This window comes from Bacillus sp. NPDC077411 (genome assembly GCF_044543425.1).
Taxonomy (GTDB): domain Bacteria; phylum Bacillota; class Bacilli; order Bacillales; family Bacillaceae_G; genus Bacillus_A; species Bacillus_A bruguierae.
In genome coordinates this window covers 442,805-466,460 of sequence record NZ_JBITWA010000001.1, presented here as the reverse complement: position 1 = coordinate 466,460, position 23,656 = coordinate 442,805, and the positions used below count along the sequence as shown (strand labels likewise).

21 protein-coding genes and 1 pseudogene are annotated in these 23,656 nt (G+C 37.8%); 15 read left to right on the top strand and 7 right to left on the bottom strand.

Annotated elements, in window-relative coordinates:
- The first annotated feature begins 282 nt into the window (after window positions 1-282).
- The 13 genes and pseudogenes from ACIGHG_RS02375 to addA all read left to right on the top strand — a co-directional run bounded on the left by ACIGHG_RS02375 (window position 283) and on the right by addA (window position 19,573).
- Complete coding sequence (locus ACIGHG_RS02375; RefSeq protein WP_336472216.1) at window positions 283-774, top strand: DUF1648 domain-containing protein; 492 nt, start codon at window positions 283-285, stop codon at window positions 772-774.
- 140 nt (window positions 775-914) lie between these two features.
- Entirely contained in the window at window positions 915-2,135 is a 1,221-nt protein-coding gene (locus ACIGHG_RS02370; protein ID WP_396546977.1) for a DUF5667 domain-containing protein, read from the top strand.
- Window positions 2,136-2,237: 102 nt separating this feature from the next.
- On the top strand, window positions 2,238-2,945 hold the full coding sequence (gene sigI, locus ACIGHG_RS02365) for an RNA polymerase sigma-I factor (RefSeq protein ID WP_396546975.1): 708 nt from the start codon (window positions 2,238-2,240) through the stop codon (window positions 2,943-2,945).
- On the top strand, window positions 2,938-4,002 hold the full coding sequence (locus ACIGHG_RS02360) for an anti-sigma factor domain-containing protein (protein ID WP_336472213.1): 1,065 nt from the start codon (window positions 2,938-2,940) through the stop codon (window positions 4,000-4,002). Before sigI ends, ACIGHG_RS02360 begins: the two co-directional genes overlap by 8 nt.
- A gap of 241 nt (window positions 4,003-4,243) precedes the next feature.
- Window positions 4,244-5,833 carry a malate synthase A gene (gene aceB, locus ACIGHG_RS02355; protein WP_396546973.1) on the top strand — a complete coding sequence of 530 codons (1,590 nt, stop codon included), beginning with the start codon at window positions 4,244-4,246 and terminating at the stop codon, window positions 5,831-5,833.
- A 23-nt stretch (window positions 5,834-5,856) separates the two neighbouring features.
- Window positions 5,857-7,134: an isocitrate lyase gene (gene aceA, locus ACIGHG_RS02350; protein WP_396546971.1), complete on the top strand. Its 1,278-nt coding sequence runs from the start codon at window positions 5,857-5,859 to the stop codon at window positions 7,132-7,134.
- A gap of 280 nt (window positions 7,135-7,414) precedes the next feature.
- Window positions 7,415-7,993, top strand: a complete 579-nt coding sequence (locus ACIGHG_RS02345; RefSeq protein WP_090915718.1) for a competence protein ComK — start codon at window positions 7,415-7,417, stop codon at window positions 7,991-7,993.
- A gap of 1,284 nt (window positions 7,994-9,277) precedes the next feature.
- Window positions 9,278-10,081 (top strand): annotated as a pseudogene (locus ACIGHG_RS02340) (N-acetylmuramoyl-L-alanine amidase); the annotation flags it as partial.
- Window positions 10,082-10,396: 315 nt separating this feature from the next.
- Window positions 10,397-10,597, top strand: coding sequence for a cold-shock protein (locus ACIGHG_RS02335; protein ID WP_035437341.1), 201 nt, complete (start codon window positions 10,397-10,399; stop codon window positions 10,595-10,597).
- 297 nt (window positions 10,598-10,894) lie between these two features.
- Window positions 10,895-11,494 carry a TVP38/TMEM64 family protein gene (locus ACIGHG_RS02330; RefSeq protein ID WP_336472210.1) on the top strand — a complete coding sequence of 200 codons (600 nt, stop codon included), beginning with the start codon at window positions 10,895-10,897 and terminating at the stop codon, window positions 11,492-11,494.
- Between the two features lie 53 nt (window positions 11,495-11,547).
- A complete protein-coding gene (lepB, locus tag ACIGHG_RS02325; RefSeq protein ID WP_090915888.1) occupies window positions 11,548-12,111 on the top strand; it encodes a signal peptidase I in 564 nt (187 codons plus the stop codon).
- A gap of 230 nt (window positions 12,112-12,341) precedes the next feature.
- The gene (gene addB / locus ACIGHG_RS02320; RefSeq protein ID WP_396546969.1) at window positions 12,342-15,851 is read left to right on the top strand and encodes a helicase-exonuclease AddAB subunit AddB; all 3,510 of its coding nucleotides are present in this window, start codon (window positions 12,342-12,344) and stop codon (window positions 15,849-15,851) included.
- Window positions 15,848-19,573: a helicase-exonuclease AddAB subunit AddA gene (addA, locus tag ACIGHG_RS02315; protein WP_396546967.1), complete on the top strand. Its 3,726-nt coding sequence runs from the start codon at window positions 15,848-15,850 to the stop codon at window positions 19,571-19,573. The genes addB and addA overlap by 4 nt, the downstream gene beginning before the upstream one ends.
- Window positions 19,574-19,728: 155 nt before the next feature.
- Here the strand turns inward: addA and gerPF are convergent, their stop codons facing one another.
- From gerPF to ACIGHG_RS02280, 7 genes are all read right to left on the bottom strand, one after another.
- Entirely contained in the window at window positions 19,729-19,944 is a 216-nt protein-coding gene (gene gerPF / locus ACIGHG_RS02310; protein WP_090915729.1) for a spore germination protein GerPF, read from the bottom strand.
- A 41-nt stretch (window positions 19,945-19,985) separates the two neighbouring features.
- The gene (locus tag ACIGHG_RS02305; protein WP_396546964.1) at window positions 19,986-20,369 is read right to left on the bottom strand and encodes a spore germination protein GerPE; all 384 of its coding nucleotides are present in this window, start codon (window positions 20,367-20,369) and stop codon (window positions 19,986-19,988) included.
- A gap of 12 nt (window positions 20,370-20,381) precedes the next feature.
- On the bottom strand, window positions 20,382-20,576 hold the full coding sequence (locus ACIGHG_RS02300) for a spore gernimation protein GerPD (protein WP_336472206.1): 195 nt from the start codon (window positions 20,574-20,576) through the stop codon (window positions 20,382-20,384).
- Between the two features lie 6 nt (window positions 20,577-20,582).
- Window positions 20,583-21,197 (bottom strand): spore germination protein GerPC, encoded by a 615-nt coding sequence (gene gerPC / locus ACIGHG_RS02295; RefSeq protein WP_336472205.1) that lies wholly within the window; start codon window positions 21,195-21,197, stop codon window positions 20,583-20,585.
- A gap of 61 nt (window positions 21,198-21,258) precedes the next feature.
- Window positions 21,259-21,468 carry a spore germination protein GerPB gene (locus ACIGHG_RS02290; protein ID WP_336472204.1) on the bottom strand — a complete coding sequence of 70 codons (210 nt, stop codon included), beginning with the start codon at window positions 21,466-21,468 and terminating at the stop codon, window positions 21,259-21,261.
- Between the two features lie 17 nt (window positions 21,469-21,485).
- Window positions 21,486-21,707: a spore germination protein gene (locus tag ACIGHG_RS02285; RefSeq protein WP_336472203.1), complete on the bottom strand. Its 222-nt coding sequence runs from the start codon at window positions 21,705-21,707 to the stop codon at window positions 21,486-21,488.
- A gap of 137 nt (window positions 21,708-21,844) precedes the next feature.
- Complete coding sequence (locus ACIGHG_RS02280) at window positions 21,845-22,024, bottom strand: aspartyl-phosphate phosphatase Spo0E family protein (protein WP_090915739.1); 180 nt, start codon at window positions 22,022-22,024, stop codon at window positions 21,845-21,847.
- A 241-nt stretch (window positions 22,025-22,265) separates the two neighbouring features.
- Here ACIGHG_RS02280 and ACIGHG_RS02275 point away from each other — a divergent pair, with 241 nt between their 5' ends.
- Entirely contained in the window at window positions 22,266-23,165 is a 900-nt protein-coding gene (locus tag ACIGHG_RS02275) for a fumarylacetoacetate hydrolase family protein (RefSeq protein WP_336472202.1), read from the top strand.
- Window positions 23,152-23,646, top strand: coding sequence for an HXXEE domain-containing protein (locus ACIGHG_RS02270; protein ID WP_396546961.1), 495 nt, complete (start codon window positions 23,152-23,154; stop codon window positions 23,644-23,646). Before ACIGHG_RS02275 ends, ACIGHG_RS02270 begins: the two co-directional genes overlap by 14 nt.
- Window positions 23,647-23,656: the final 10 nt, after the last annotated feature.

Below are 23,656 nucleotides of genomic sequence, written 5' to 3'. Positions count from 1 at the left end.
GAAGATAGGTGGGGGATAACTGCCCGTAAAAGCCCGATTGGTTCAACTAACCATTAGTGGGAGATGAAGAAAACCCCCACTGATGGAAGTTTCACTTTATTGTATGCTGTTTATTTTAAAAAAAAGATTGTTTATAAAAATAAGTAACCTTATTGAACTACCCCCACCTACCGTTTCGCGCTTGAGGTGGTGGTCTTCTCACCAGATATGATAAAAAATTGTTCTTTTTGTTTTTATGGAAAATATAGTAAAATAATAGTGTGAAAGCAAGGAGGAGTAGAGATGAAAAAGATTGCGCCAAGAACAATTCTTGAAAAGTGGCTAGATGGTTTGTCGCTTATTGGAATCGTTTTGATGCTTATATACATTGGCTTCATGTGGTCGTCTTTACCACATGTGATTCCAACTCATTTCGGTTTCGATGGAGAAGCAGATGGGTTTGGCGGGAAAGGAAATATTTTTATTCATCCGATTGTTGGTTTAGGATTCTATATATTATTTCATGTGTTAAGTCGCTTTCCTCATTTGTTTAACTATCCTTCGCATGTTACAGAAGAACAAAAACAACAATTATATATTCATTCTCGTACATTATTAGGATGGTTACAATTTGAGATTATTACATTTGGTGTATATAGTACGTGGGAAAACGTACAAATTGCAATGCAAAGAGAAGTTGAATATTCTACAATTTCTGTTGTCATATTTCTCGTTATATTATTTAGTACGATGATATTTTACATAGTTAGAAGTTTACGGATGATAGAAAAATAGAAGAGTAATTTTCATACTTATTGAAAAAGGTGACGGGAAGTCATCTTTTTATTTTTTATGAAAAAATTTTTCTAACCCCCCTAAAACTTATTTTCCCTCCGAATATGTATAGTGAAGAAAACAAATGGAGGAAAAATGACATGAAAAAGATATTGCTAAAAGGAACTATGGTAACAATGATGGCATGTAGTCCATTTTTAATGGGAACGGCGGCGTATGCTAGCAGCAACACAGACGCAGCAAAAACAACAGAGACAGAAAAGCCGACTTTAGTGCAAGGGGATTTCTTTTATTTCGTAAAAACGATGGTGGAAGATATTAAAATGGCACTTGCGAACAATGATTTAGCTAAGGCAAAGTTACTATCTGAACAAGCTGCAGAACGCATTGCTGAAGCGGATGTGTTAATGAAAAAGGGAAAAGATGATTTCACAAAAGATACATTAGAAAAAGCAGCTGAAAACTTAGAAAAAGCGGATGAGCTTTCAGGAGAAACGAAAACAGAAGCAGAAAAGACTGCTGAAGTAAAAGAAGAAGCAGAAAAGGCTGCTGAAGTAAAGAAAGAGGAAGCAGAAAAGGCTGCTGAAGTAAAGAAAGAGGAAGCAGAAAAGGCTGCTGAAGTAAAGAAAGAAGAAGCAGAAAAGACTGCTGAAGTAAAGAAAGAAGAAGCAGAAAAGGCTGCTGAAGTAAAGAAAGAAGAAGCGGAAAAAACTGCTGAAGTAAAGAAAGAAGAAGCAGAAAAGACTGCTGAAACAAAAAAAGAAGAAACGAAAAAGCCGGCTCATAAAGAAAAAACAGAAGCAGAAAAAGTAAAAGTTCACATCGGAAACAATATCGAAGCATTAGCAAAAGCGCTTGATAAAGTGAAAAATCCGAAAGCAAAAGCTGCGATTACCAAAAATATAGAGAAGAGTTTTGCAAAAATTGCTGCTAAAATAGAGAAAGCGCAAGAAAAGCAAGAGCGTGCTGTTGCAAAGGAAAACAAGCCAGCACAACCAGCACAACCAGCACAACCAGCACAACCGGCACAACCAGCACAACCGGAACAGCCAGCACAACCGGAACAGCCAGCACAACCGGAACAGCCGGCACAACCGGAACAGCCAGCACAACCAGCACAGCCAGCACAACCGGCACAACCAGCACAACCGGCACAACCAGCACAACCAGCACAACCAGTACATAAAGCTGCTGTTTCTCATGGGAATCATGAGCAATCCAAGCAAAAGGAAAATCATGAAGATAACGGTAAAAAAGTTGGTCATGAAAAACATGAAGAAAAACATATAGAGAAACATGAAGAAAAGCATGAAAACAAACATGAAGACAAACATGAAGACAAACATAAAGAAAAGAACTAAGAAAAGTAGGGAAATACTGTAGTGAAATGGTCACTTCTTTAGTGACCGTTTTGCTATTTATAGCAGAGGGGAGGAGAAGGATTACCTGTGTTAAGTTTATTGATGAAAGTCGTAAAAAAATCGACAATAGAAGATGTAGTATTAAATGTACAAAAAAATGAAGAAGATAAGGAAGCTTTTATCGCTCAGTATCGGCCTTTTATTCGAAAATCGATTTCAGCTGTCTGTCGTCGTTATATTACAGAGCAGGACGATGAATATAGCATTGGACTGTTTGCATTTCATCAAGCTATTGAACAATATTCATATAAAAAAGGGAAATCTTTTCTTTTATTTGCTGAGCTTCTTATAAAAAGAGATGTAATTGACTATATACGTAAGGAGTCTAGGCATAACCTTATCTTTTTAAAAGAAGACCAGCAAGAGGAAACAATGGAAGTACAAGCGGCACTTACAGAATATATGAAAGAGATGGAAAATAGCAATCGGAAGGAAGAAATTCTTCATTTTCAAAGCGTGCTATCTGAATTTAAAATATCGTTTGCCGAGCTTGCGAAGGAGTCTCCGAAGCATCGTGATACGCGGGAACATTTAATAGGAATTGTAAAGATTATTATAAAAGAAGAGAAAATGATAGAAGAGCTGTTCCGAAAGAAAAAGTTACCTCTCAAACAAATTGAACCGCATGTTAGAACTAGTCGTAAAACGCTAGAGAGACATAGAAAATACATCATTGCAATGTGCATTATTTTTGTAAACAACTACATATACATTCAAGAATATATAAGAGGGGGGCAGGGGAATGAATAAAGGAATTGTGATGGATATAAGAAAACGCAGCATAGTTGTTTTGACACCAGACGGAGAATTTATTAATTGTAAGAAAAAGTCGAACTCTTATATAATCGGACAGGAAATTGTATTTCATGAACAAGAAAAGAGGCAAGTGACATTTTCAGTTCCTTCTATATTAAAACCGGCATTGCTAATTTTTGCTTGTTTTCTATGTGTTTTTTTGTTTGTATTCAATCAGCCGGAAGAAAAAGCGCTTGCCTATGTTTCTATCGATATTAATCCGAGCTTAGAAGTAAGTGTGACAAAGGATCTTCGTGTTACGGAATTACGAGCTTGCAATGAGGATGGCAGGCGTATTTTAAAAGAAATAAAACGCTGGAAAAATGAGCCTTTGCAAGACGTAGTGCGTGCGATTGTAAAGCAAAGCAAAGAGGATGGATACTTAACGAGTGAAAAGCAAGTCATGTTAACATCCGTTGCAAAAGAAAAATCGCTAGAGCCGCAACTGCAGAAGGCTATGCAAGAGTTAAAAAGAGAGTATGATACACAACATGTTACAGTCATATATCAGGAAAGTACTATGCAGATAAGGGAGAATGCCCAAAAAGCAGGAGTCAGCACAGGGATTTATCTGAAACAGGAAAATGAGAAGAAGAAATCACCTGCTTCACCTGCACCGTCACAAGTACAAGAGGAACAACATCCTGAAGTACATTCGCAGCCGGATTCATCACCTAATTCAGATTCGCCATCGAATTCCTCTTCTTCTGTGCAACAAGAAAGAAGTGAGCCGAAAGAGCGACAAGAAAAAGAACAACAGCAACCAGCTCGCGTACAGCAGCCGCAACCAGAAAGAAATAACGGCCATAGAGAAGAAAATAACGATAAAGAACAGAAAAAAGAAGATAAGGAACAGAAAAACGAGAACAAAGAGCAAAGAAAAGAACAGAAAAAAGAATATCAAGAACAGAAAAAAGAACAGAAAGATTATGAAAAAGAGCAGAAAAAAGAAGAAAAACAGGGCAATTCTTCAAAACATGATGAAAAAGAAAAGGGAAAACATGATAAGTAAAAAGGCATAGGGTGTTGTACACTCTATGCCTTTTTTTGTTGAAGAAAATTTTTCTCTTTCATTTTGCATAATGCGACACCACGTACGTTATTTGCAAGGAATATGAAAAGTACATATAAACCAATTTTGAGATATTGTTAAAAAATTCTAAAAAATCCTTCCTTTTTGATTTTTATGTTATATAATATAAACATGAAAATCAAAACTGTTTTATAACAGTTTGTAAAAAGGAGAGGCTAATATGTCGACGCAAACTTCGCGGGTTACACTCGTTGGAGAAGTATTACCGGCGTATTTGGAGATTTTGACACCAGAAGCACTCACATTTATAAAAGAGTTGCATGAGAATTTTAACGGACGCCGAAAAGAATTACTACAGAAACGAGTAGAGAAGCAAAAGAAAATTGATGCAGGAGAGTTGTTACATTTTTTAGAGGAAACTGCAAATGTTCGGGCTGATGATTGGACGATTGCACCGCTTCCGAATGACTTACAAGACCGGCGCGTAGAAATTACAGGACCGGTTGATCGTAAGATGGTTATTAATGCTCTCAATTCAGGAGCGCGTGTCTTTATGGCAGACTTTGAAGATTCCAATGCACCGACATGGCAAAATGCAATGGAAGGACAAATAAATTTACGAGATGCAGTTAAGGGAACGATTTCGTATACCAATGAAAATGGTAAGGAATATCGTCTTAATGAAAAAATAGCTGTATTAATGGTGCGGCCTCGTGGCTGGCATTTACAGGAAAAGCATGTATTAGTAGATGGTGAAGAAGTATCGGGCAGTTTATTAGACTTTGGATTGTTCTTTTTTCATAATGCAAAAGCGTTAATGCAAAAGGGGAGTGGTCCATACTTTTACTTACCGAAAATGGAAAGTTACTTAGAAGCAAGATTATGGAATGATGTGTTCGTATTTGCACAAAAATATATTGGCATTCCACATGGAACAATTAAAGCAACGGCACTGCTGGAGACGATTCACGCTTCATTTGAGATGGATGAAATTTTATATGAGTTGCGGGATCATTCAGCAGGGTTAAATTGTGGACGTTGGGATTATATTTTTAGTTTCTTAAAAACGTTCCGCAATCATGAACAGTTTTTACTTCCTGACCGGGCCCAGGTGACAATGGGTGTTCCGTTTATGCGCGCGTATTGTTTGCGCGTCATTCAAACATGCCATCGCCGGGGTGCACCAGCAATTGGAGGAATGGCAGCGCAAATTCCAATTAAGAACGACCCGAAAGCGAATGAAGCAGCATTTGAGAAAGTGCGCGCTGATAAAGAGCGAGAGGCTTGTGATGGACATGATGGAACTTGGGTTGCCCACCCGGGACTTGTGCCTGTAGCGATGGAAGTATTTGATCGCATCATGACAACGCCAAACCAAATATATCGAAAACGAGAAGAAATTTGTATCACTGAACAAAATTTATTAGAAGTTCCAGTAGGAACGATTACAGAAGCTGGTCTTCGTACAAATATTAGTGTTGGCATTCAATATATTGCATCGTGGTTAAGCGGCAGAGGAGCAGCGCCTATTTATAATTTAATGGAAGATGCGGCAACAGCAGAAATTTCACGTGCACAAGTGTGGCAATGGATTCGTCACGAGAAAGGGAAGCTCGAAGATGGACGAAAGATTACGTTTGCATTAGTAGAACAGTTTAAAGCAGAAGAGTTAGCAAAAATAGAGCAAGAGATTGGTAGTGATCGCTTTGAAAAAGGCCGATTTGTCGAAGCTACGAAACTATTTACAAATCTTGTTCGAAATGATGAATTTGTATCGTTTTTAACGTTACCTGGGTATGAGATTTTATAAATGAGGAAAAGGGGATAGAAGAAATGAAAAATGAAAGAGTCGGACAATTACAAGAAAACTGGGAGCTTGATAAACGCTGGAAAGGAGTTACACGTCCATATTCTGCAGAAGAGGTCATTCGTCTTCGCGGATCGATTGATATTGAATATACGCTAGCACGCCGCGGTGCAGAAAAGCTTTGGAATTCTCTTCATAGTGAAGATTACATTCATGCGTTAGGTGCATTAACTGGGAATCAAGCAATGCAGCAAGTAAAAGCGGGGTTAAAGGCAATTTATTTAAGCGGCTGGCAAGTAGCGGCCGATGCAAATTTATCAGGTCACATGTATCCAGACCAAAGTTTGTATCCGGCAAATAGTGTGCCGGCAGTTGTAAAACGTATTAATCAAACGTTGCAGCGTGCCGATCAAATTCAGCATATGGAAGGAAACGGTGATATTGATTACTTCGTACCAATTGTTGCTGATGCAGAGGCAGGATTTGGCGGACAACTAAATGTATTTGAACTAATGAAAGGAATGATCGAGGCAGGAGCGTCTGGCGTTCACTTTGAAGATCAACTTTCTTCTGAAAAGAAATGCGGTCATTTAGGTGGAAAGGTATTATTGCCAACACAAACGGCAGTGCGGAATTTAGTATCGGCACGTCTTGCGGCAGATGTAATGGGAGTACCAACGCTCATTATTGCCAGAACAGATGCTGACGCAGCTGATTTAATTACAAGTGATATTGATCCTGTTGATCAACCATTTATTACAGGAGAAAGAACACCAGAAGGTTTCTTCCGGACGAAAGCTGGGCTTGATCAAGCAATTGCGCGCGGCTTAGCATATGCACCGTATGCAGACCTTGTATGGTGCGAAACATCTGAACCGAATTTAGAAGATGCGAAACGCTTTGCAGAAGCAATTCATGAAAAATTCCCTGGAAAACTATTGGCTTACAACTGTTCGCCGTCCTTTAACTGGAAGAAAAAATTAGACGATAAAACAATTGCAAACTTCCAAAAAGAAATCGCATCTTACGGATATAAATTCCAATTCGTAACACTTGCTGGCTTCCATTCTTTAAACTACGGCATGTTTGAGCTAGCACGCGGTTATAAAGAACGCGGTATGGCTGCATACTCAGAGCTGCAGCAAGCGGAATTTGCAGCAGAGCAGTACGGTTACTCGGCAACGCGTCATCAACGCGAAGTTGGTACAGGATATTTTGATGAAGTAGCACAAGTCATTACAGGGGGAACTTCATCAACGACAGCATTGAAAGGATCTACAGAAGCAGAGCAGTTTACGCGATAATAAAAGAGAGAGAGTCAGCTTTCGAGCTGGCTCTCTCTTTTATTACAAATATTTCAAAATAAAAAATATGAAATTATATATAAAATAATTTTATTTTTTATAGGAAGAGTATGTAGTTTAATTCTGTTATTCATACAGACGTATAAAAGAAAATTTTAATTTATTACTAAGAAATTGTAAAAAAATTGAAAATGACGTTTATTTTTTGTATAAAATGGTACAATTATCCATGTAGATAATTGCATGAAATTATCCAAAAATGACAAAGGAGAGGGAAAAAATGACTAGTAAAGTCGAAAAGTACACGCCGCAGTACATTGTGAATTCAAACACGATCGCATTGCTTCCAATTGTTTTAAATGACAAACGAATTGTAACACGTGTGATCGAAGAAAATGATGAATTTTTTGTGTACCAAAAGCCACTTGAGATTGTGGAACAAAGTTGTCGTCAATATGGTGCTAGCTTTGGCGGACGAAAAGATGGTACGAAAGAATACACAGGCTTTACGCATAAAGCACCGATTGCAATTAGTCCTACAGATTATATTTATTTTTTTCCTACGTTTTCTTATTCTCGCAAAGAGTGTGCTTGGTTATCGCATTTTCATATTGAAACTGTAACAAAACTTCCTCATGGAAATATTCTGATTGAATTCATAAATGACCAGACAATTAAATTAGAAGTATCTAAAAACAGCTTTGAAAATCAGAGGAATCGAACTGCACAGCTTCGGGCAGAATTTGAAGATAGAAAAAGAAAACAAGCGGCGACAAAATTTTTACTAGTGAATCAAAATGAGGTTTTAGAGCTAAAACCCGCATATGAGAAAATGTATCTTTTGAAGAAAGAAGATTGATGATATGGATGATGAAAAAGAGAGAGTACTTTCAATGATTCTATTTGAGGGGAAATTAGTTTTAGTAGAGCCGAAAACAAATGAAGAATTATATAAGAGATATGACTGAAGATGAGATTAATACATTTAAGTATTTAGCAGATAATTATATTACAATTAACAAAAGCCCTTTCATGTGAGAAGGGCTTTTATGGTTATTTCTATTTAATAGAGTTCTTGTACAATTCTGCTTGTAGAATAAAATTATCTTTCATACTTCCTTTGTATATACATCATTTCATTGTTTTTATATGGTTTTGTATAATCTTTACTAAATACTTTTTCATCACTAATACCAAGTTTTTGCTTGACTAGATTACGGTTACCAAAACTTAATAATTGCTGCGGTAATAATAATTATAAATATTCCAATTAGACCAAAACAACTCAATCTAAAAATTCTCACTATGTTGTCCTCCCTTGATTTAAATACATTATTTAGTATAACAGATGAATAAATGTATTTTAGGGAATGATTTGTTAATAAAGAAAATCACGCAAAGGCAGGTAATAATTCGTGTTATTTCATTTATGTGTTACAAGAAGTTTGGTGGACGAAAAGACGGTAAGAAAGAATACACAGGCTTTATGCATAATGCACTGATTGCAATTAGTCCTATAAAAAAAGAAGATTGATGACACGGAATAAGAAGAAGGAAGTGTAATCCATTCATGTAGAGTTTAAAAAATCACTATCTAAATCCGTTTTAATTTTTCAACATATAAGTCGTTGCTATGCAGAACAAAACATAACCTACACTCACTTTCTTCTTTTGTTTTAAACCTCGCACGTGGCAGAAAAAGGCCCTGACCGCTTCTATGCGTGGCCAGACGCTCTCGCCAACCTAAAAAGAAAGGGGTTTTTATGTCATTTTTCCTTTATCAGCAGAACTTTTTATCTGTTTTAAACAGCAATTATGTGAGATAATTTAAATACATATAAATCCATTTTAATTTTTCGACATATAAATCGCTGCCAGACCTGCACGCACTTTTCACCTTTGTTTTAAATCTTCATGTGGTAGGAAATTTTATGCGTGGCTAGATGCCTTGCCCATCTAAAAAGAAAGAGTGTTTTTATGTCATTTTTTAATTTGTATTTATATAGATGAGTCCCCAAATTATATCTATTATCAAATAGTGCACGTTTCTACTATTTCTCAATCCTCCCAATAAAGTTTGACTGGGGCTTTTTAGTTGTTTTTTCTACATAAATTAAATAAGGTTTTTTGAAGGTGATGAAAAATGAAAGCTATTAAACTACTATGCTCTGTAACTGTAGCATCTATTACGTTATTAACTTCGGTTAATAGTGCGTTTGCTGATAGTACACTTATTATTCCAGATTTACCTAAGGAACCATATCGCAATGGTGTAGGTAAGTACGAAGGGGTTGTGGCGCATTCAACTGCTACTCCTGAGGTTTCGGCAACTAACATTCAACGTTATCAGTCTCGTACATGGGGGACAGCTTTTGTTCATTATGTTGTCGATTGGGATGAGACGATTCAGACTGCGAGTACAAAATATCGTTCGTGGGGGGCAGGACCAACTGCGAATGAGAGATTTGTTCAAGTTGAATTAAGTGAGACGAAAAATCCAGTAAAGTTTAAACGGTCTTATGAACGTTATGTAAAGCTGCTAGCGGAGATTTTACGTAGCCGCAATATTCATCCATCTAAAGGGTTGTGGACTCATAAAGATGTTACGTATAAGTTTGGTGGTACTGATCACGAAGATCCATTAGCTTATTTGGCCAGCCATGGCGTATCGGAAGCGCAATTTCGTGCGGATGTACTAAAAGCATATAATGGAAATGCTATTTCAAGCGGGGCAAAAGTGCAGCAATCTAATAAGGAACACGGCGTGATACATATTAATAGAAATAATGTTAATCTACGTTCCGGCCCGTCAACGAGTAATCGTATTATTCGTAAAGTGCAAAAAGGAGAAGTGTACAAAGTGTGGGGTGAATCAGGAAACTGGTTAAAAGTAGGTAAGAATCAGTGGATTTACAATGATGCATCGTACATTCGTTACACTAAAAAATAAAGATTCTTTAGTTCATAAACAATAAATGATATGTATGTTTATTAAAACAAAAGAACCGATGCTCGATATAGAGTGTCGGTTCTATCCATTTTTTTATTTTTGTTTTCATAAATTATGTTGTACATTCTTTTTTTTATATGGTATAGTTAATTTATAGTTGAATACTTAAATCAAGCAATCCATATATTATCAAGTGCCGTGAAACTAGCGAGAAAATTATGTATGTGTTCTGTTTCGCATTTGATAATGTGTGGATTCTTTTTTTATGCTGTGAAAACTAAAAAATATATTTATTTTTAGGAGGAAGTTATTATGAAAACAGGTCAAGTAAAATGGTTTAACAATGAAAAAGGTTTCGGTTTCATCGAAGTTCCAGGCGAAAACGATGTATTCGTACATTTCTCTGCTATTACAACTGAAGGTTTCAAATCTTTAGAAGAAGGCGAAAAAGTTAGCTTTGAAGTAGAAGAAGGTAACCGTGGACCTCAAGCTAAAAACGTTGTAAAACTATAATCTTATAGATCATAGTGTGAAAAAAGGATGGCATTTGCCATCCTTTTTTGTTATTTATAAAAGGATTTTTTCTAGGAAATATGGAAAATAAATATATATTTAGTTGTCAGATATATCATTTCCCCTTATTGCAGAGTAATGGTAAAGTAATAACAGGAAAAGGTAAACTAAAATTTCAGTTAGGAAACGTCTTTTTCATGGAGTTGTACAAATCGGGCTCTTAAAGTAAGGGTAATATCCTCTTTGTTTGGAAAAAATTACAATTTGTTAGAGCAAGGTAAAGGGGTACATAGTAGAATGGATTTTCAAACAATTAAAGAATATTTCACAATAGAAAATATGGAACATTTGTTAAAGAGCTATCAAGCATTTGGTCCGCTAATTGGCATTGGGCTTCCGATGATTGAAGCGTTTATTCCAGCTTTGCCTCTCTTTTTATTTGTGATGGCAAATGCAGTTGCTTTTGGACTATGGCTTGGCTTTTTCTACTCATGGCTTGGTTCATGTATAGGGGCATTGCTTGTGTTTTTTATCATTCGTCGTTTTGGAAGAAGTCGCTTTTTTGCTTTTGTAAATAGACATCCACGAGTTCGCAGTGCGATGACATGGATAGAGAGAAAAGGATTTGCACCGATTTTCCTGTTATTTTGTTTTCCGTTTACGCCGTCAGCGCTTATTAACGTTGTAGCAGGTTTGTCGCGTATTAGTAAGCGGCAGTTTGTTTTAGCACTTTCACTTGGTAAGCTTGTGATGATTTTTGTGTTAAGTTACGTTGGTCATGATCTTGCCTCTTTTATGCATAAGCCAGTAAAAACAGCTATTGTAATAGGTGTCATTTTTGTTTTATGGTATGTCGGAAAGAAAATTGAAGTCAAGCTTGAACTGAGCAGAGACTAAACTTCGTAAGTGAGCGCACCCCTGTTATAGAAAAGAGAAAGGGATGTGGCATGATGAAGCGAAAGTGGAAAAAAGAAAGCATAGAGTGGATGAGAACAATTTTTATAGGTGTTTTATTAGCTGTATTTTTTCGCACTTTTTTCTTTGCAACATATGTGGTAGAAGGAAAATCGATGATGCCTACGCTCCAAGATGGTAATATGCTGATTGTGAATAAAGTAGGCTATCAGTTAGGTGAATTGAGTCGTTTTGATGTTGTTGTCTTTCATGCAAATAAACAGGAAGATTATGTAAAACGGATTATTGGCCTTCCGGGGGACAAAATTGCATACAAACATGATAAACTATATATTAACGGACAATTTATTGAAGAGCCGTACTTAGATGCATACAAAAAACAAATTCATGGAAGACAGTTAACAGGAGACTTTACCCTAGAAGAGTTAACAAATGAAAAGGTTGTTCCGCAAGGGTTTCTCTTTGTAATTGGAGATAATCGTTTAGGAAGCTGGGATAGTCGTCACTTCGGATTTGTAAAAATAGAACAAGTTGTTGGAAAAGTTGATTTGCGCTATTGGCCAATCAATGAAGTACAAACAAATTTCTCTAAAGGGTAATTCGAAATTTCGAATTACCTTCTTTTTCGGATAAAGTGAAACTTTAATCAGAGGGGATTTTCTTCATCCCCCCTCTGATTATTAGTTGAACCAATCGGGCTTTTACGGGCAGTTATCCCCCACCTATCTTCTTCGATTCTTTCTCAATCTTGAGGTGGGGGTCTTACTGCCCGCAAATAGCGGGATAGATCTTGATTGATCGAAGTTCACTTATAGAAAGGCGGGTTTACATGTCACTTCGATTTATAATAGGACGAGCTGGAAGTGGAAAAAGTACGATGTGTTTGCAAGACGTACAGCAAGAGCTGCAGCATCGTCCAAAAGGTGAAACGATTTTATATCTTGTGCCAGAGCAAATGACATTCCAAACGCAGCAAGCATTAATTAATGGAGACGTCAGCGGCTCTATTCGAGCACAAGTGTTTAGTTTTTCGCGGTTAGCGTGGAAGGTGCTTCAAGAAGTCGGCGGAGCAAGCCGCCTTCATATTGATGAATCTGGTGTGCATATGTTGCTTCGTAAAATTGTCGAGGCGCGTAAAGAAGAATTATATGTTTTCCAGAAAGCAGCAGAGCAAAATGGATTTTTTGAGCAACTTGGCAGTATGATTACGGAATTTAAACGCTACAATTTAACGCCGTCAAATGTGTATGCGATGTGGCAAGAATTAGAGGCTCATAGCAATGGAAATGAACAGAAACTGTTAGCAAACAAAATGTATGATTTGCAGCTTCTATATGATGATTTTGAACGAGCGTTAATTGGAAAATATTTAGATTCTGAAGATTATATGAAGCTTTTATTTGAAAAGCTTCCTTATTCAAAGTATGTGAAAGATAGCATGATCTATATTGATGGATTTCACGCATTTTCACCGCAAGAGCTAGAGATTGTAAGGCAACTACTGCGATGCGGAGCAAAAATGACAATTGCATTAACGCTTGATGAGCAGACGTTATCACAGCCAGTGAGCGAACTGGATTTATTTTATCAAACGCTTATCACGTATGAAAAACTAAAACAGGTAGCAAGTGAAGAGAAAATTGTTATTGAAAATACGATTGTCATGCGAGAGCAACCGCGTTTTACGTCGCAAGCACTTGCCCATTTAGAGGCGCATTATGATTCTCGTCCCTATGCAGAGTTTCAAGGTGAGTCACCCATTACACTATATGCTGCGGCGAATTTACGGGCAGAAGTGGAAGGCATTGCGCGCGAAATTCGCAGATTAGTAGCGGAAGAAGGGTATCGTTATCGTGATATCGCGGTGCTTCTTCGCAATGGTGAAAGCTATTACGATATGATGAGGACGTTGTTTGTTGATTATAATATTCCATTCTTTATTGATGAAAAACGCCCAATGCTTCATCATCCATTAATTGAGTTTATTCGCTCTGCGTTAGAAGTCATTAGTGGGAATTGGCGTTACGATGCGGTATTTCGCTGCATAAAAACCGAACTGTTGTACCCATTAGATGGAAATAAAGCGAAAATACGTGATGAAATGGATGAATTTGAAAATTACTGTTTAGCGTATGGCGTGCAAGGGAAAAGATGGACGTTGAAAGAGCCGTGGACATATCGTCGCTACCGTTCATTAGATGGTGTACATGGCGGTCAAACAGATAGCGAACGAGAAATGGAAGAAAAGATTAATCGTCTTCGTGAGATTGTTCGCACACCGATTATTCGTTTGCAAAAGCGATTAAAACGAGCGGTAACGACAATGAGTATGTGTGAAGCGGTTTACTTATTTTTAGAAGAGCTAGACGTTCCGAAAAAATTAGAAGAGTTACGCTTGCAAGCAGAGGAAGCAGGGAATTTCTTATTTGCCAATGATCATGATCAAGTATGGGAGCAAGTCATCACGCTACTGGATACGTGCGTTGAAATGCTTGGAGAAGAGAAAATGTCTCTGTCTATGTTTGTAAATGTGATGACGACAGGATTAGAGTCACTCCAGTTCGCGAATATTCCGCCATCTTTAGATCAAGTGTTAATTGCAAATATTGACCGTTCGCGTCTTTCGAATATTCGAGCGGCATTTGTAATTGGAGCAAATGAGGGAATTATTCCAGCGGCGCCATCAGATGATGGGGTATTATCTGACGAAGAACGAGAAGTGCTTGTTTCAGCAGGAGTTGAACTTGCACCAACAGCGCGGAAAAAGTTACTCGATGAACAATTTGTCATTTATCAAGCGGTGACGAGGGCAGCGGAGAAGTTATATATTTCTTGTCCGCTTGCAGACGAAGAAGGGAAGACGCTATTAGCATCTAGCTTTATAAAGAAGGTTAAAAGAATGTTCCCTTCTGCTAACGAAATATTTTTAACGAATGATGTAAATGATTTGTCACATAGTGAGCAAATTTCATATGTGGCCACGCCAGAAGTGACACTTTCGTATTTAACGCAGCAACTGCAAAACTGGAAGCGATACGGTTTTGAGGGGAATCTTTCTTTCTGGTGGGATGTATACAATTTTTATGTTACAACGCCGGAGTGGAAGCAAAAGAGCATTCGTGTGTTATCAAGTCTGTTTTACCGAAACAGAGCGCGTAAATTAAGCCCTGCTGTAAGCGAGGAGTTATACGGTGACAAAATTAAAGGCAGCGTATCACGTATGGAGCTCTTTAATCGCTGTGCGTATGCTCATTTTGCGCAGCATGGCTTATCTTTGAAAGAACGTGATATTTTTAAATTAGATGCACCAGATATCGGGGAACTGTTCCATGCTGCTTTGAAAAAGATTGCTGATAAATTATTGAAAGAAAAGCGTACCTGGGCTGATTTAACTGTAAAAGAGTGTGAATATCTTTCTGTTACTGTGATCGAAGAATTAGCACCGCTTTTGCAGCGGCAAATTTTATTAAGTTCCAACAGGCATCACTATTTAAAGCATAAATTACAGCAAATTATTTTCCGTACTTCACTTGTGTTAAGAGAGCATGCAAAGTCGAGCGGCTTTGTACCTGTTGATTTAGAAGTTGGATTTGGTATGGGCGGAACAAACTCATTGCCAGCTATGAAATTTGAATTATCAAATGGTGTGAAAATGGAAGTAGTTGGACGAATTGACCGCGTTGATAAAGCAGAAGATGAAACGGGCACGTTTTTACGTATTATTGATTATAAATCGAGCGCGAAAAAATTAGATTTAACGGAAGTATATTATGGTTTAGCACTGCAAATGCTGACGTATTTAGATGTCGTGACAACAAACGCAAGCAAATGGATGGAGAGGGGCGGGAACGCAAGCCCCGCCGGAGTACTGTATTTCCATATTCATAATCCAATTGTTGAAATGAAAGGTGACGTGTCAGAGGCTGAAATTGAACAAGAGATTTTAAAGAAATTTAAGATGAAAGGACTCGTTCTTGGAGACGCTGATGTCGTTCGGCTAATGGATAACACGTTAACGACAGGAAGCTCGAATATTATTTCAGCGGGCCTTAAAAAAGATGGCAGTTTTAGTGCGCGTTCTGATATTGCGAGTGAGCAAGAGTTTCATGTATTGCAGCAATACGTACATCGTACATTTGAAAACATCGGGACAGATATAACAGAAGGTGTTATCGATATTGCACCGTATAAAATGGGGAACAAAACAGCATGTACGTTTTGTAATTTCCGCTCTGTTTGTCAATTTGATGAGTCGTTAGAAGATAACAAATACAGGGCATTGCAAGATATGAAAGATAGTGAAGCGTTAGAGAAAATGAGAGAGGATACCCAGTCATGACGATACAAACTTGGCCAGCGAAACCAGAAGGAAGTCAGTGGACCGATGATCAGTGGAAAGCAATCGTTGCGGATGGCCGTGATATTTTAGTTGCAGCTGCAGCTGGGTCGGGAAAAACAGCGGTACTTGTTGAACGTATTATTCGCAAAATGATTCGAGAGGAAAATCCAGTTGATGTCGATCGCCTGCTTGTCGTAACGTTTACAAATGCAGCGGCGCAAGAGATGAAAAACCGAATTGGATCCGCGTTAGAAAAAGTATTAATTGATGATCCAGCTTCGCCGCATATTCGAAAGCAGCTTAGTTTACTGAACAGAGCATCGATTTCGACAATCCATTCGTTCTGTTTACAAGTCATTCGAACATATTATTATATGCTCGATGTTGATCCGCGTTTTCGCATTGCGAATGAGACGGAGAATGAATTATTAAAAGAAGAAGTTCTGGATGACATATTAGAAGCAGAGTACGGCATGGAAAATAATGAATTGTTTTTTGAACTTGTCGATCGTTATACGAGTGACCGCACTGATGATGATCTGCAGCGTATGATTTTGGCGCTCCATACTGAATCAAGAGCGCATCCAGATCCGAACGGTTGGCTTGATAAATTAGTTGAAGCATATGACGTAGAAGGAAAAACAATTGAAGAATTAATGTATGCCTCGTATTTATTAGAGGATGTAAAGGTGCAGCTGGAAACGGCAAAGCAATACGCTGAAAAAGCGATCGAGCTTGCGATGTTACCAGACGGCCCAGCACCGCGCGTTGAAACGCTGCAAGCGGATCTTTCGTTACTTCAGAACTTGTCCGAAGCAGCTTGTGGGTCTTGGACAAACACATATGAAGCGATGCAAACTGCTTCTTGGCAAACGTTAAAGCGTATTAAAAAGAGTGATTATAATGAAGAAATTGTGAAACAAGTTGACTCTCTGCGGAATAAAGCGAAAGATGAAGTGAAGAAACTACATGAAGAATTATTTAGCCGCAGTCCAGAAAGTTTTTTACGTGATTTTCAAGATATGCACCCCGTACTGCGTAAGCTTGTTGATCTGGTAAAAGTATTTACAGAACAGTTCCAAGCGATTAAGCGCAATAAAGGAATGGTTGATTTTACAGATTTAGAGCATTTTTGCTTACAAATTTTAAGCGAGCGTACGGATGAGGGAGAACTGCGTCCATCACCAGTTGCGTGGCAATACCGTCATAAATTTACAGAAGTGCTTGTTGATGAATATCAAGATACAAACTTTGTACAAGAATCGATTATTAAGCTTGTCACGAAAGATTCAGAGCAAGACGGCAATTTATTTATGGTGGGCGATGTAAAACAATCCATTTATCGCTTCCGTTTAGCAGAGCCAGGACTATTTTTAGGGAAATACAAACGTTTTACATCTGAAGGCATAGATGGCGGCATGAAAATTGATTTAGCAAAAAACTTCCGCAGTCGTCACGAAGTACTAGCAGGGACAAACTTTATTTTTAAACAAATTATGGGCGAAGCTGTCGGAGAAATTGACTATGATGAAGACGCTGAGCTGAAGCTTGGAGCGAGCTATCCAGAAGGAGCGGATCCATCAGCAGAATTGTTATTTATCCATCAATCTGATAGCGCGGTAGTGGATGAAGAGGAAGGCGTGGAATTAGAAAAGGCGCAATTAGAAGCACGCCTCATCGCACAAAGGATAAAAGCAATGGTCGATTCTGGTTATGAAGTATATGACCGAAAAACAAACGGCATGCGCCCTGTTACGTATCGTGATTTTGTTATTTTACTGCGTTCTATGCCATGGGCGCCGCAAATTATGGAAGAGTTAAAGCAGCAAGGTATTCCTGTTTATGCAGAGCTTGCGACTGGTTATTTTGAAGCGACAGAAGTGAATGTAATGATGAACCTGTTTCGCGTAATTGATAATCCAGCGCAAGATATTCCGTTAGCAGCTGTGCTTCGTTCGCCAATTGTTGGATTAACAGACGAAGAGTTGGCGATGCTGCGTACTCATGGGAAAAAAAGCTCCTTTTATGAAGTAATGCGCTCTTTCTTGCAAGGCGCACCATTAGAGGAAGAGAAAGAATTGCATGAGAAAATATCATGGTTTTATGAGCATTTACAAGAGTGGCGTGAATTTGCGCGTCAGCAGTCGCTTTCGGATTTAATTTGGAAAGTGTATCGTGAAACGGGTTATTATGATTTTGTGAGTGGTCTTCCCGCTGGTAAGCAGCGCCAGGCAAATCTTCGCGTGTTATATGATCGTGCCCGCCAATATGAAGCGACTTCATTTCGTGGTTTATTCCGCTTCTTGCGTTTTATTGAGCGGATATTAGAACGCGGTGACGATATGGGAACAGCACGTGCGCTTGGCGAACAAGAAGATGTTGTGCGTATTATGACAATTCATAAAAGTAAAGGACTGGAGTTTCCCGTTGTATTTGTGGCAGGGCTTGGAAGACGTTTTAACACACAAGATTTAATGAAGCGTTTCTTGCTGCATAAAGATTTCGGATTTGGCTCACAGTTTATTGATCCGAAAAAGCGCATTAAATATACGACATTATCGCAGCTCGCGATTAAGCGCAAAATGAAAATGGAGCTGATTGCCGAAGAAATGCGCGTCTTATATGTTGCTTTAACACGTGCGAAAGAAAAGCTCATTTTAATTGGAACTGTAAAAGATAAAGAAAAAGAAATACAGAAATGGCTAGATGCCCGCGAGCATGCCGAATGGTTATTGCCGGATTATGTACGTGCCGGGGCAACCTGTTATTTAGATTGGATTGTACCATCATTATGCAGACATAAAGATAGTGACATGCTTTTTGAGATGGGACAGGGAAATATTCCAGCTGATCTATATGAATATGATGCAAATTGGAAAGTAGAAGCAGTTGACGTGGCAGAGTTGCAAGCGCCAGAGCCAATGAAAGAAGAAAAGCAAGAGCTATTAGAAGCGCTCAGGGAGCAAAAATCAGTTTCTCTCTGTAGTGAGCAAAAAGATGAAGTGTATAAAAGGTTAACATGGCAGTATGGATTCGAAGATGCGGCAACGCACCGCGCCAAGCAATCTGTTACGGAAATTAAACGAAACTATCAAGCACAAGAAGGTAGTGATACATCGTTTATCAAACGAGTTCGTGCACCAATTGAAACACGTCCGCGTTTTATGGAGAAAAAAGGACTTACGTATGCAGAACGCGGAACGGCTGTTCATACCGTTATGCAGCATGTAAACTTAGCGAAAGCAATAACAGCTGAAGTGATTCAAGAACAAATTGCGGAAATGGTAAATAAAGAGCTCTTAACATTTGAACAAGCAGAAGAAATAGCACCGGAAAAGATTGTTGCATTTTTTGAAACAGAACTTGGGAAACGAATGTTAGCTGCAAAACATGTAGAGCGCGAAGTGCCGTTTACGATGATGTTATCAGCAAACGAAGCCTATCAAGATTGGACAGCTGAACAAGACGAATCCATCCTTGTTCAAGGGGTTATTGATTGTATGATTGAAGAAGAGGAGGGCATCGTTTTAATTGATTTTAAAACAGATACAATTGAGGCCCGTTTCCCAGGTGGATTTGAACAAGCGAGACCAATATTAGAAGAACGGTATAAAATACAGCTAGCCCTTTATCGGAAAGCACTAGAGAAAAGTTTACATCAACCCGTAAAAGAAACATATTTATATTTCTTTGATGGGAGTCACGTATTGCGAGTAGATTGATAAAGTGAAACTTGCAATAAGGGTTTAAGTATGGACTCGAAAGCGGGAGTTATTAAAGTTTGAATGGACAAACAACAAAAAATGGAGGGGTTCCCTCCGTTTTTTGTTATCTTGCTATTCACGGGTAGTAGGCCTCTGCTAATAGAAGTTTCACTTTATGCTGTTCCGATTTGATCTTGATCAGCTACATCAGAATCAAATGTATTTGTACCACTTACACCGTTAAATGTATTAAGGACAAAAGCGACATTTGATGAACCAGATCCGTTATAAGCTTTCGTATTTTCTTTCGGAGATACATTATAGAAATCCCCTAAGTTAAAAGAACCGTTACTATTTTGAACGACTAAGTTCCCGACAACAGACGGCATATTTTCACCTACTTCAATTTCCTTTTATGGTACTATATGATTTATTTGCGAAAAGGTTCTTTTGTAGTAAATTGACGAATTTGTAAAATGCGTGAGTTTGAAAATACATAATCAATAGACCCGATATGAAGGCAAGAAGCACTTAGCATACTTTGAATGTTAATGCAGCCTACTTCGATAAAGGGATTTTCATTAATGACAGTCATGTATACTTCGTTGACGCGAGTTGGAATCGTGATTTCGTCATCGACAAATATTTCATATGCTTCCCATTTTCCTTCTTGAGCTAAAAAGTTAGGAATTTCGCGATGAACAACAATCGCTCTGTTTTTTAATTCCGCATGATTTGTATCGCCAATTTGAGTAATAGCATCAAGTCCTAGTGTGGTGACAGAGAGCTGATGTAAAACAGAAATATGTCGCATAACGAGTCCTCCTTATCGAGGAGTGGTAGGTATAGCAGTTACGAGTGGTACAAACGGACCTCCTGTAACAGATTCAAATGGTGTATCTAAAATAGAAGATGAAATAATGAGATTTGCATCGCCAATTAGGAATAAAGCAGACGAAGATATCCCGATGGAGCTAATATTTCCTACCTTGATTTCATGATTAATAACAGTAAAATTCATATGCAATTACTCCTTTCGGAAGTTACGCGGTATATGCTGAATAAAGGAAAGAAATGCTTTATCAATATCTTGTTTCATTGCTTGAATAATGACATTTTTCATATATTGTGGATTAGATGTAATTTCTGGATGTGGCTGTACTTGAGATAAATAGTATGGAAGACGGTGTTCCATTTGTTGCTTTATATCATCGATCATCATTTGACGGTACATATCATCGAGAGGTGTTCGTTCTTCCTGTTCGAAATGAAGAATACGGCTATACGCTTCTTCGTCTAAATAGCGGTGCATTTCTTGAATGATATCTTGATAAAAATCGGGATTTACTTGGGTTTCAGGGTTTACCTTTAATGTTTCAGTTTCAACATTAAAGTCTTCAATAACTTCCCCTTTGCTCGTAAATGGATTTAAACCGATGTTTAATGTACCATTTAAATTTTCGACTTTTAGCTGATCGAACTTGTATTCGACTTTCCCAATTGAAGAGGATGGTCGCTGTTTCAGTTCTTCTATTTGCTCTGTTAGCTGCGCTAGTTGTATTTCTAAAGCATTTATTTTTTCCTGTTGTTGTTGAATGCATTGTTGCATTTGCTGTAAATAAGTATATAGATCTTGACTCACTGCTGGAAGCCTCCTTTTCAATCTGGAGGGTATATTGGTATATGTCTATGATATTAGTACGTTAAGAAGAACTAGGAGGAGGAGGGGAAATAGAAATAATTTGTCCCTCGGCTGTTAGAGGGGGGGTTGGTTTTGTAAATCCACCTGTATTAGAGAACTTTGATAATGTTTTAATACTACCGGCACTTCCAATTTGAAAGACAGCTGAAGTTGTAAGGTTCTCTATTCTTATATTTTTAATAATAATACTTTGGTGTACATACAGTTTCAATTTTTATTTCCCCCCCTTTAATAAGTAGCTGTGATTGGTTGATCGATTACATCATTATCATTTACATTTGTTGTACTTTCGTAATTGTATATAGATACATTTTCTCCAACATTAAAAGAACCCGCTCCTGCAAATGCACGGGAGTAACTAATAGGACGAATGGCAAATACATCTCCAATATGAAATACACCGCTTGATCCGATATTAACAATATTAACGTGTCCAACCATTGCAGGCATAGAAAACACCCTTTATATGAAAAATTTTTATATTTGACCTTTTTAATTCGAATGTCTACGACGAGAGTTTTACTCTATTATTGTATGGGCGTTTGTGCAAATATGTGTCTGTTATTTTAAAAATAAAAGACGTACACTCAGCGGGAGTGTACGTTTGTATGTTGAGTTGGCACATGATCTATTTGTATGAGTAATATAACATTTAAGAGCCTGTCCAGCTCTTGACTACAACTAACCGTTTTTTGAGATGTCATTCCATACCGTTTGGCCAAGTATTTCATTTTTTCACGTTTTTTTTCAATTGCTTGCTCAAACATAGAATCGGCTCCGTCTCCTTATAGATTTTAAGAGTGTCTGTAGTACATATTATACAAAGTTTCCATAAAAAAGAAACATATTCGCTAAAAGAAGAAGGGATTCTACATATTTTGGCAAAAAAGTATTTTAATTGCGCGTGTAATAGAGAGAATGTTGTAAATTAAAAATATTTTCAGGAGGATTTTTGCTAGTAGGTGCGAATACCATTACAGTATGAATTTGAAGATGGGGTGTGGAAATATGCGGTTTGTGACGGCAAAAACAGATGAAAAAGTGTTTGTTGGTGTTGTAGATGATGCATCACAAACAGTGTTGCATATAAGAGAAGCGCAGAGAAAAAAAGGCGAAAAAGTTACGATTCCCATTACAATGTTAGAGTGTATTGAACAGGGAGAACCCTTTATTACGAAAGTAATTGAGATTGTCGAATGGGCAAAAGAACATTGCGAGGATGCTTATTATTCATTATTGGAAGTTAAGTTGTTGGCCCCCATTCCAAGGCCAAGAAAAAATATTCTTTGTGTTGGGAAAAATTATCGTGAGCATGCAATCGAAATGGATGGAGCAGAAGCGGTTCCGGAAAATATCATTATTTTTACAAAGGCTCCAACAACTGTAATTGGCAATGAGGATAAAATTTATAGTCATCCGCATGCGACAAGTGAGCTTGATTATGAAGGAGAGCTTGCAATTGTGATCGGAAAGCGTGGAAAAAGAATTCCGAAAGAAGAAGCGTTGCATCACGTGTTTGGTTATACGATTGTAAATGATGTTACAGCCAGAGATATTCAAAAGAAGCATAAACAATTTTTTCTTGGGAAAAGTTTTGATACATTTTGTCCAATGGGGCCATCTATCGTACATCACTCAATGATGCATAATCCGAATGCACTTCATATTGAAACGAAGGTGAACGGGGAAGTACGTCAATCTTCTACAACGGCAAATATGATGTTTTCAATTGAAGAAATTATATCAATTGTAAGTAAAGGAATGACGTTAGAGCCAGGCGATATTATTGCAACCGGAACACCAGCTGGAGTTGGAAAGGGATTTCGACCACCTCGATTTTTACATGCTGGTGATGAGGTTGTTATCACTGTAGAAAATGTTGGAACGCTCCGTAATGGTGTCAAATAATACGCTGCGCTCTCCTTATTTCTGGCTTATCCCGATTATTTTTACTTTGCATAATGCAGAAGAGTATTACTTTTTTCGGGAAATAAAATATTTACAGCCCATTCAGATGGAAGAGAATATGCTGCAATCAAAGCATTTTTTCATAGCATTACTTATATTGACTGTTTTTGTGTGTGCGATTGTGCTTATACACAATCTGTTTTTGAAGAAGATAACGTTATATGCGATATTGATTACACAGGCAATGATTTTTATGAACGGGATTGTTCATATTGTGGGGGCAATCTTGAAGAGAGGGTACGTGCCTGGGCTTGGTACAGCTTTCTTTTTAGTCATTCCTTTTTCGGTGTTTTTGTTTTGGAGAGGAATTGCGTGCGGTTGGTGGAAATGGAAGCATGTGTGGCTATCATGTCTCATCGGTATATTACTCATGTTTCCTATTCTAGCTGGTCTGTTGTATATAGTGAGAATCATTGCATAGCAAAAAAGAA

What these genes read in the sequence shown, in the direction of transcription:
- ACIGHG_RS02375 (WP_336472216.1), top strand. Translation starts at nt 283, where the DNA reads ATGAAAAAGATTGCGCCAAGAACAATTCTTGAAAAGTGGCTAGATGGT.
- ACIGHG_RS02370 (WP_396546977.1), top strand. Translation starts at nt 915, where the DNA reads ATGAAAAAGATATTGCTAAAAGGAACTATGGTAACAATGATGGCATGT.
- sigI (WP_396546975.1), top strand. Translation starts at nt 2,238, where the DNA reads ATGAAAGTCGTAAAAAAATCGACAATAGAAGATGTAGTATTAAATGTA.
- ACIGHG_RS02360 (WP_336472213.1), top strand. Translation starts at nt 2,938, where the DNA reads ATGAATAAAGGAATTGTGATGGATATAAGAAAACGCAGCATAGTTGTT.
- aceB (WP_396546973.1), top strand. Translation starts at nt 4,244, where the DNA reads ATGTCGACGCAAACTTCGCGGGTTACACTCGTTGGAGAAGTATTACCG.
- aceA (WP_396546971.1), top strand. Translation starts at nt 5,857, where the DNA reads ATGAAAAATGAAAGAGTCGGACAATTACAAGAAAACTGGGAGCTTGAT.
- ACIGHG_RS02345 (WP_090915718.1), top strand. Translation starts at nt 7,415, where the DNA reads ATGACTAGTAAAGTCGAAAAGTACACGCCGCAGTACATTGTGAATTCA.
- ACIGHG_RS02335 (WP_035437341.1), top strand. Translation starts at nt 10,397, where the DNA reads ATGAAAACAGGTCAAGTAAAATGGTTTAACAATGAAAAAGGTTTCGGT.
- ACIGHG_RS02330 (WP_336472210.1), top strand. Translation starts at nt 10,895, where the DNA reads ATGGATTTTCAAACAATTAAAGAATATTTCACAATAGAAAATATGGAA.
- lepB (WP_090915888.1), top strand. Translation starts at nt 11,548, where the DNA reads ATGAAGCGAAAGTGGAAAAAAGAAAGCATAGAGTGGATGAGAACAATT.
- addB (WP_396546969.1), top strand. Translation starts at nt 12,342, where the DNA reads ATGTCACTTCGATTTATAATAGGACGAGCTGGAAGTGGAAAAAGTACG.
- addA (WP_396546967.1), top strand. Translation starts at nt 15,848, where the DNA reads ATGACGATACAAACTTGGCCAGCGAAACCAGAAGGAAGTCAGTGGACC.
- gerPF (WP_090915729.1), bottom strand. Translation starts at nt 19,944, where the DNA reads ATGCCGTCTGTTGTCGGGAACTTAGTCGTTCAAAATAGTAACGGTTCT.
- ACIGHG_RS02305 (WP_396546964.1), bottom strand. Translation starts at nt 20,369, where the DNA reads ATGCGACATATTTCTGTTTTACATCAGCTCTCTGTCACCACACTAGGA.
- ACIGHG_RS02300 (WP_336472206.1), bottom strand. Translation starts at nt 20,576, where the DNA reads ATGAATTTTACTGTTATTAATCATGAAATCAAGGTAGGAAATATTAGC.
- ACIGHG_RS02285 (WP_336472203.1), bottom strand. Translation starts at nt 21,707, where the DNA reads ATGCCTGCAATGGTTGGACACGTTAATATTGTTAATATCGGATCAAGC.
- ACIGHG_RS02280 (WP_090915739.1), bottom strand. Translation starts at nt 22,024, where the DNA reads ATGTTTGAGCAAGCAATTGAAAAAAAACGTGAAAAAATGAAATACTTG.
- ACIGHG_RS02275 (WP_336472202.1), top strand. Translation starts at nt 22,266, where the DNA reads ATGCGGTTTGTGACGGCAAAAACAGATGAAAAAGTGTTTGTTGGTGTT.
- ACIGHG_RS02270 (WP_396546961.1), top strand. Translation starts at nt 23,152, where the DNA reads ATGGTGTCAAATAATACGCTGCGCTCTCCTTATTTCTGGCTTATCCCG.